The organism is Rhizobacter sp. P3_B12 (assembly GCF_056402895.1).
In genome coordinates, this window is record NZ_JBFUGN010001039.1 from 1 (window position 1) to 2093 (window position 2093).

Below are 2093 nucleotides of genomic sequence, written 5' to 3' on the forward strand. Positions count from 1 at the left end.
ASGTCAACATCCACGAGGTCTGCGAGCGGGTGCGCTCGCTGATCATTGCCGAGTTCCCGCGCGGTCTCGCGGTGCAGCGCGACTACGACATCTCGATCCCCGATTTCCGCGGCGACCGCGAGCAGCTGATCCAGGCGGTGCTCAACATCGCACACAACGCGGCGCAGGCGCTGTCAGAGCGCATCCAGCAGGGCGACGCCTGCATCACGCTGCGCACGCGCATCGCGCGCCAGGTCACGCTGGGCAAGCAGCGCTATCGATTGGCACTGGACTTGCATATCGAGGACAACGGCCCGGGAATACCGGAGTCGATCCGGGATCGCATTTTTTACCCGCTGGTATCGGGGCGCGATGGCGGGTCGGGCTTGGGACTCACGCTGGCGCAGACGTTCGTGCAGCAACACCAGGGCATGATCGAATGCGAGAGCAAGCCGGGCCAGACCCTTTTCAAGATCGTGATCCCGTTGCCCTGAGCCAGAAGCCCGGGGCGGGCGGGACCGGAACCACAGGCAGGGCATGAAACCCATCTGGATCGTTGACGACGACCAATCCATCCGCTTCGTGCTGGAGAAGGCACTGGCGCGTGAAGACCTCGCGGTGCGCAGCTTCACGAACCCGCGGGACGTGCTGATCGCGCTCGAGGACGACGAACCCCAGGTTCTCGTATCCGACATCCGGATGCCGGGCGGCTCGGGCATCGAGTTGCTGAGCAAGGTCAAGGAGCGGCATCCGGGCCTGCCGGTCATCATCATGACGGCCTACTCCGACCTGGACAGCGCGGTCAGCGCGTTCCAGGGCGGGGCCTTCGAGTACCTGCCGAAGCCGTTCGACGTGCCGAAGGCCGTCGAGCTGATCCGCCGCGCGCTCGACGAGAGCATGCGCGAGGAGGTGCGCGACGAGCGCATGGCGCAGATGCCCGAGATGCTGGGCCAGGCACCGGCGATGCAGGACGTGTTYCGCGCGATCGGGCGGCTGAGCCAGAGCGTGGTGACGGTGCTGATCACCGGCGAATCGGGCTCGGGCAAGGAGCTGGTCGCGCAGGCGCTGCACAAGCACAGCCCGCGCGCGAGCGGGCCGTTCGTCGCGATCAACACCGCGGCGATCCCGAAGGACCTGCTCGAAAGCGAGCTGTTCGGCCATGAGCGTGGCGCGTTCACCGGCGCGCAGACGACGCGGCGCGGGCGCTTCGAGCAGGCCGACGGCGGCACGCTGTTCCTCGACGAGATCGGCGACATGCCGTTCGACCTGCAGACGCGGCTGCTGCGCGTGCTGAGCGACGGCCAGTTCTACCGCGTCGGCGGGCACAACCCGTTGCGCAGCAATGTGCGGGTGATCGCGGCGACGCACCAGAACCTGGAGGAGCGGGTCAAGCTCGGTGCCTTCCGTGAGGACCTGTTTCACCGCCTGAACGTGATCCGGCTGCGGCTGCCGGCGCTGCGCGAGCGGCGCGAGGACGTGCCGTCGCTCGCGCGCTTCTTCCTGCAGAAGAGCGCGAAGGAGCTGGGCGTCGAGGCCAAGCGCATCACCGAGGCGGCGCTCGCGCGGCTGATGCAGTTCGACTTCCCCGGCAACGTGCGGCAGCTGGAGAACATCTGCCACTGGCTGACGGTGATGGCACCGGCCCAGGTGGTCGAAGCCAAGGACCTGCCGCCGGAGTTCCAGGGCGACCTGGTGGCGATCCCGGCGCGCGTGCCGGCGGCCGTGGGCGAGGTGGGCGAGGCGATCCCGACGGTGGTCGGTGGCTCGGGGGCCCATGCCATCGCGCCGGTGGCCGCACCGCTGCCGGACGCGGTGGCGGCCATCGCGGGCGGTTCGCCGACCGGCACGCACTGGCTGGCCGATCTCGAGCGCGAATCGCGCGCGATGCTGCAGGCCGGGCTGCCGGAGGTGTGGGACACGCTGACACGCAAGTTCGAGGCGCAGCTGATCCACACGGCGCTCGAGATCACGCGCGGGCGGCGCATCGAGGCGGCGCAGAAGCTCGGGATCGGGCGCAACACGATCACGCGGAAGATCCAGGAACTCGGCCTGGACGATTGAAATTCCGGTCGGCGTTTTTGTGCTGCAAAGGCGCGTGCGGGKAGGCTGTTGCT

2 protein-coding genes are annotated in these 2093 nt (G+C 68.4%); both read left to right on the forward strand.

The genetic code is table 11. The features are described 5' to 3' along the window. Positions 1-473, forward strand: a 473-nt coding sequence (locus AC1D01_RS31760; protein WP_477873496.1) for a two-component system sensor histidine kinase NtrB, incomplete at its 5' end; no start/stop codon positions are given. 43 nt (positions 474-516) lie between these two features. After that, entirely contained in the window at positions 517-2040 is a 1524-nt protein-coding gene (gene ntrC, locus AC1D01_RS31765; protein ID WP_477873497.1) for a nitrogen regulation protein NR(I), read from the forward strand. Positions 2041-2093 lie beyond the last annotated feature (53 nt).